The 6172-nt window shown below is 36.8% G+C and carries 7 protein-coding genes; 3 read left to right on the top strand and 4 right to left on the bottom strand.

The annotated features are described in order from the left end of the window. The 4 genes from V7164_RS11040 to V7164_RS11025 all read right to left on the bottom strand — a co-directional run. A partial coding sequence (locus V7164_RS11040) for a hypothetical protein (protein ID WP_335354093.1) occupies positions 1–1151 on the bottom strand: 1151 nt, incomplete at its 3' end. A 14-nt stretch (positions 1152–1165) separates the two neighbouring features. After that, on the bottom strand, positions 1166–1372 hold the full coding sequence (locus V7164_RS11035; RefSeq protein WP_335348390.1) for a DUF2249 domain-containing protein: 207 nt from the start codon (positions 1370–1372) through the stop codon (positions 1166–1168). A 5-nt stretch (positions 1373–1377) separates the two neighbouring features. Next, positions 1378–1605, bottom strand: coding sequence for a DUF2249 domain-containing protein (locus V7164_RS11030; RefSeq protein ID WP_335348391.1), 228 nt, complete (start codon positions 1603–1605; stop codon positions 1378–1380). 285 nt (positions 1606–1890) lie between these two features. After that, positions 1891–3048: an MFS transporter gene (locus tag V7164_RS11025; RefSeq protein WP_335344188.1), complete on the bottom strand. Its 1158-nt coding sequence runs from the start codon at positions 3046–3048 to the stop codon at positions 1891–1893. A gap of 189 nt (positions 3049–3237) precedes the next feature. Here V7164_RS11025 and V7164_RS11020 point away from each other — a divergent pair, with 189 nt between their 5' ends. The 3 genes from V7164_RS11020 (at position 3238) to V7164_RS11010 (ending at position 6088) form a co-directional block, all read left to right on the top strand. Continuing rightward, positions 3238–3471, top strand: coding sequence for a DUF2249 domain-containing protein (locus V7164_RS11020; RefSeq protein ID WP_335344189.1), 234 nt, complete (start codon positions 3238–3240; stop codon positions 3469–3471). Positions 3472–3612: 141 nt separating this feature from the next. Beyond that, on the top strand, positions 3613–5124 hold the full coding sequence (locus V7164_RS11015) for a carboxypeptidase M32 (protein ID WP_335344190.1): 1512 nt from the start codon (positions 3613–3615) through the stop codon (positions 5122–5124). A 52-nt stretch (positions 5125–5176) separates the two neighbouring features. Then, a complete protein-coding gene (locus V7164_RS11010) occupies positions 5177–6088 on the top strand; it encodes a DMT family transporter (RefSeq protein ID WP_335344191.1) in 912 nt (303 codons plus the stop codon). Positions 6089–6172 lie beyond the last annotated feature (84 nt).

Here is a 6172-nt window from a genome sequence, read left to right as displayed (position 1 = left end):
CCAATAAAAAGGGAAATCGCAACACCTATTGCACCAAGCATGAGACAGATGAATACCGGGGTTGCCGCTCGGTCATTAATCATATCCTTTAATGAGGGAACATCCTTTTTCCCAATTTCCTTACTATATTTAGCAGTCCACCATAGAAACGGCACAATTTTGTATAAATAGCCAATAATACTAAAGGCAATCCATAAGAGTAAGTACAAAAATAATAATGGCCCCGCTGCTTTATGAAAAACTCCTAACAACCCCGTAATAAATGCGCTGAGGTGAATAATTCCCCCGCTTATGATCGCGATTAGGGCAAAAATAAAGGAATAATCAAGCTTTTTCTTCACTCTTTTCTTTAATATAGTTGAAATATGGTACATGAAAATGATAAATCCAAGGAATAGAAAAAAGAGTGCTGCAGTTAAAAGTTCTTTTGAATCTATAAAAAATGAAATAGCTGCTGCGACTAAACCAATTGTATAGATAGGGTAAACAAAATTAGCTAGTTTCATCGTATATCCATGTGATAAAGAAAACATTGGCACCATTTTATATGAAAAACCGAAAATAAGGAGAGTAAACCAACCAGTCATTCCAAGCAGTAAATGACTCTTAAAAATGGCTTGATAATATTGGCCTCCAAAGCCCGTTTTTATGCTAATTAACATCGTAATACCTAGGATAATAGTAATTAATAGACAAACTAAAGCTGTACCGACATACAAGGTTAATATATTAGGCTTCGCTTGTTTTCTCAATGTCATTAACATCTGAAAGAGGAACATGAGAATACCTAATAACGTGATGATTCCAGGAATTAACGCTTTTTGCGGTTCATAAAAAAGAAAATGTGCAAAAGAGAAGACCCCAATTACATATACCCCAAATTGAACAAAGCCGAATTTTTCATTCCAAATGGGGGTAAGGAAAGCAACGGGCACTAGCTGATACATAGCACCCATGGCAATCATCAGCGCCCATCCTAACAGTAGCAAATGAGCTGCGGACCATATTCCTGGTACACGAAATTGACTACTAAACATGTAATCTCCGTGAAACAGAAGTAAGATTTGTGAACCCATTAGGGCAATGATACTGACAAGGATAAAGGAAAATGGCAGTTTTATATTTGTTTCATTTCCTGAAGAAGATAACATCTTCATCACCTGCTCTATTTCGTAATTTCAATTAAAAAGCTTCCATCTTCATTCGGTGTAGTTTCATATTTTAAGCCTCTTTCTTCAAGCTGTTCATATAAGAACATCGGCCGGCGGTCATTAATAATAGACAAGCTTTCTCCGGGCTTTAAGCTCTCAAGAGCCTCTAACGTTCTCATCATCGGCTGAGGCGGCTCAAGTCCGCGATTATCTAATAACATGATGATCAGCTCCTAAATGTGATCTTCCAATGTTTTTTCTCAAGCTCTTCTGCTTCATACTCAAAACCCTTTCCTTTTAATATAGGGAATAGGGGGGCAGGCTTAAAGGGAGCATGAAGGATAAATACATCTCCTGTACTTAATTCATTTACAGCCTGCATAATTTTTTGGAAAGGCTCAAGTTTATTTTTAATATCTTCCCTTACATCTAATTCAATCGTTTTGTTATCCATTATTAAGTCACCTCTTAATCTTTGATCTTTAATCATAGTGTATCATCATAGAATCCTTCCATAAGTGACATGAATCATAGAATATGAAATTTATGATTATCATTCTCAATTGAGAAAATAAAAAAAGAAATCCGTATTCATTCTTCGGATTTCTTCTTCTTATCAGCACAATCAAAGCATAATGATTCATTATTCTCTGTATGAACACCATTAAAAAAACCATTTAAACAATATAGCATCTTTCCACAATCGGCACAATTACTTACGTATTCATTCACCTTTTGTTCACTCCATTCCTTCAGTAACATGAGCCTTGCTTCTAAAATAAAGGAGCATCCACATCGTATTTGCAAATAAAATACATGCAGCAATAACAAAACCCGTTGCGAAGGATACGGCTAGAACGCCTGTTAAGGAGGAGCCCACGACAACTCCAAGCGAGAAAAAGGCATAAAATAAACCGAATGCTTTTCCTCTAGTTTCAAGATCAGTATGTTTTACAAGCATAGCTGAGATAGATGGAAAAAGGAATGCGAAACCAGTACCATAAATAACCATACAGATAAATAAGAGTGACAATGATGTTGACATGCTAAGGAAAATGAGTGCTATCCCAATGATACTCATACCAACCATCATCGTAATATGGTGTTGATAGCGATCAAAGAGCCGATTGGTCGGTAAAGCAAAAATTAATATCGCGGTGATCCCAAATGTACTAAGGAGAATTCCGCTATATTGAGTGCCGAATTGAAGTGATTCCACCTGCAAAGGTAGCATGTAGGCTAATACCCCTTGGGCAAACATTAAGGAAAAAGCACCGCTAAAACTAATCGAAAGCATAGGGCTTTTTAATAAAGTTATGAGTGTTTTAACAGGAGGTTCAATTTTCCTTGATATTGTTGTTGATTTATTAGGGATAACAAAGGATGACAATGCAAAAATGATAAGCATAACAATGGCAATAATAATGAATACCCAATTCACTCCGTATTTCGAAGCGATGATCCCGCCAAAGGCAGGTCCAATTATGGCTGAAATGCCGACTGCCACTCCGGAAACGGCCATTGACTTACCTTGTTTTCCTTCTTTTCCCCTATTTGCAACGACTGTAAAGGCTGCAGGCACGAGAAAGCCGCTAAATAGACCATGGAGGAATCTTACTGTGATTAATTGCCATGGAGTAGAGACCATTATGTAAAGGAGAAGAATCAAACCTGTAAGAAAAAAGCCAGCCAGTAATACTTTCTTCGGACCATGTTTATCAATCCAATACCCCGCGAGAATATTTCCGAACATATTCGAAAAAGAATACATACCAACAGCTAATCCAATTAACGCAGGGGTTGCTCCAAGTTCCTTTGCAAAAGGACTCATAATGGGGAGTTGTGCAAACATGTCAATAAAAGAAATTAAAACGATAATAAAAATAAATTGTTTCATAGTATCTCTTCCTATAATTCATAGTCTGTCTCCTATATTATAACTGTTTTTCATGCAGAAAACGATTTTGGTGAATCATTCCTTTTAGGTCTCCTGAGAAAAGTCTTTATTCGCAGTGACCATGCTCACTTTTTATCAAGAGATTATTTTATACAATACGTTTGTAAGTATAGTTAAGGAGGAGAAAAAATGATCGAGTTTGCCCAAACCGTTATAGCACCAGATTTTCCGCCGCGAGAGAAGCATCCTACCATTTTTAAAGCATTTGATTCTTTACAATCTGGAGAGTTTATGCTGCTTGTCAATGATCATGATCCAAAACCGCTGCAATATCAATTTATGATAGAAAGAGAAAATGATTTCACTTGGGAGTATCTAGAAGAAGGACCGGATCTTTGGAAAGTGGCAATTGGAAGAAAGTAAGAAACTATAAATAAACATCGATTAAAGAGATAACAGTGGGACTGTTGTCTTTTTTTTACATATAAAAGAGGAAATACAATCTTCACTTTCGGGGGAATGTGTTAAAATAGAAAGAGTATTTAAACAATAGGGGGAATTTCCATGAATGAGGAATTACAGCAAGCAGAAAAGGATTTCTTAGAATATGTAAAGAAAATAGAAGCTTATAATGAGGCACTGTCATTAATTTATTGGGATCTACGTACCGGGGCACCGAAACAAGCGGTTGAGCAGCGCTCTGAAGTGATTGGAATGCTATCTTCAGACGTTTTTAATATGTCTACTTCGGAAGAAATGGCAGCATACATAGAAAAATTATCAGGAGATCATGCTTTATCGGACATAACGAAGAAGACTTTAGCTGAATGTAAAAAGGAATATGACCGCAATAAAAAAATTCCTCCAGCTGAATATAAGGAATATGTTATTCTTCAAGCGAAGGCAGAAAGTATTTGGGAAGAGGCAAAGGCAAAATCTGATTTTGCGATGTTTGAGCCACATTTAGAGAAACTTGTTGCTACGACAAAGCGCTTTATCAATTACTGGGGCTATGAAGGTAATAAATATAATACCTTGCTTGATATGTATGAACCCGGAATTACAGTTGAAGCATTAGATCAAGTTTTTGGAGAATTGAGGGAAAAAATCGTTCCACTTGTACAAAAAATTAATGAGTCTGCAAATAAACCACATACTGAATTTTTATTGGAGCACTTCCCAAAGGAAAACCAACGTCAATTTAGCTTGGAAATTTTAGAGCAAATGGGCTATAACTTTAATGCGGGCAGACTCGATGAGACCGTTCATCCCTTTGCAATAGGATTGAATCCAGGTGATGTTCGTGTAACGACAAGATACGATGAGAACGATTTCCAGACAGCTGTGTTTGGTACAATTCATGAGGGCGGGCATGCGTTATATGAACAAAATATTTCACAAGATTTAATCGGTACTCCACTATGCGATGGCACCTCAATGGGAATTCATGAATCCCAGTCACTTTTCTATGAAAACTTTGTCGGGCGCAATCCATCCTTTTGGAAAAAGAATTTCAATTTATTAAAGGAATATTCTACAGGGCAATTTGATGAGGTTACGGTGGATGATTTTTGCTTGGCTATCAATGAATCTAAGCCATCGCTTATTCGTATTGAAGCAGATGAATTAACTTATCCTTTGCATGTTATTATCCGCTATGAAATTGAAAAAGGGTTATTTAATGATGAAATTGAGGTTAGAGATCTGCCGAAAGTCTGGAATGATAAGTATGAAGAATACTTAGGTATAAGACCTGATTATGATGGTAATGGAGTTCTTCAGGATGTACATTGGTCAGGTGGGATGTTTGGATATTTTCCATCTTACGCTCTAGGGTATATGTACGCGGCCCAGCTAAAGAATGCGATGCTGAAAGACTTGCCAAATTTTGACCAGCTATTAGAAGAAGGAAACTTGCTTCCGATTAAGGAATGGTTCACAGAGAAAGTCCACAAGTTTGGAAAGCTCAAAAAACCGCTTGAAATTCTTAAAGATGCCACAGGTGAAGGGTTAAATGCACAACACTTAATAAAATACTTGGATGAAAAGTACAGCAAAGTTTATAAATTAAACTAGGTTGACATGGGGGATGACTATAGTCATTCCCTTCCTTTAAGGAGAGAAATAAATGAAGAGGCTTCTACCTTATTTTATGATTGCAGCGGGAGCCAGTCTCTGGGGAATTATTGCAATCTTCGTTAAAGGGTTAGCGGATTATGGGTTTGCACCAATGGAAATTGTGGCAATTAGAGTCATATATGCGGCTATATTCTTACTATTAATTGGTTTATTTAAGTATCGAAACAATATGAAATTAAAGGAAATGAAGGATGTAAGACTGTTTATAGGCACAGGCATATTAAGTGTAGTATTCTTTAATTTTTGTTATTTTACGACTATAGGTCAGATGAATATTTCAATAGCAGTTATTCTATTATATACCTCTCCTGCCTTCGTCACGATTTTATCCTTTATATTTTTGAAGGAAAGCTTAAATCTGAATAAAATACTGGCTGTCCTAGGTACCATTATAGGATGTATTTTAATAGCAGGGGTTTCGGCGGGTGCAAGTAAGATAACCTTTATTGGCATATTAACTGGCTTAGGATCCGGGCTTGGATATGCGTTGTATACGATATTTGGAAAGTTTGCTCTGCGAAAATATCAACCTTTTACTGTTACGTTATATACCTTTATTTTGGCTTCCGTATTCTTATTGCCGATTACACAGCTTTGGAAAAAGCTTGATTTATTAATGGATTCACATGTGCTTTTGTATGGGATTGGCTTAGGGTTTATTCCAACTGTATTAGCGTATTTTATATACACATGGGGTCTTGAGAAGACAGAGGGGAGCAAGGCTGCGGTCATTGCAACGGTTGAACCGGTCGTTGCTACGTTGTTAGGTGTTATGCTTTATGGGGAGATACTAGGTTTTATTCAAATTACAGGTGCCATATTAATTCTTTGCTCTGTCATTATCGTCAATGTAACCTTCCGCAAAAAGGGAGCAAAACCGTTAGAAGAGAAGATTTCATAAGAAAAAGCACTCCGAATTTCGGAGTGCTTATGTTTTATCGATCTAGCTACAGCGCCTACCCCAAACGTACAGGACGTACTAGTG

The sequence above is a fragment of the Bacillus sp. JJ1474 genome (genome assembly GCF_036965225.1).
Lineage (GTDB): Bacteria > Bacillota > Bacilli > Bacillales > Cytobacillaceae > Cytobacillus.
The sequence above is the reverse complement of the archived record's forward strand: the minus strand, read 5'-3'. Positions and strand labels throughout refer to the sequence as shown.

Bases quoted from the DNA above. Each gene is read 5' to 3' on its own strand.
- V7164_RS11035 (WP_335348390.1), bottom strand. From the start codon at position 1,372: ATGTTATTAGATAATCGCGGACTTGAGCCGCCTCAGCCGATGATGAGA.
- V7164_RS11030 (WP_335348391.1), bottom strand. From the start codon at position 1,605: ATGGATAACAAAACGATTGAATTAGATGTAAGGGAAGATATTAAAAAT.
- V7164_RS11025 (WP_335344188.1), bottom strand. From the start codon at position 3,048: ATGAAACAATTTATTTTTATTATCGTTTTAATTTCTTTTATTGACATG.
- V7164_RS11020 (WP_335344189.1), top strand. From the start codon at position 3,238: ATGATCGAGTTTGCCCAAACCGTTATAGCACCAGATTTTCCGCCGCGA.
- V7164_RS11015 (WP_335344190.1), top strand. From the start codon at position 3,613: ATGAATGAGGAATTACAGCAAGCAGAAAAGGATTTCTTAGAATATGTA.
- V7164_RS11010 (WP_335344191.1), top strand. From the start codon at position 5,177: ATGAAGAGGCTTCTACCTTATTTTATGATTGCAGCGGGAGCCAGTCTC.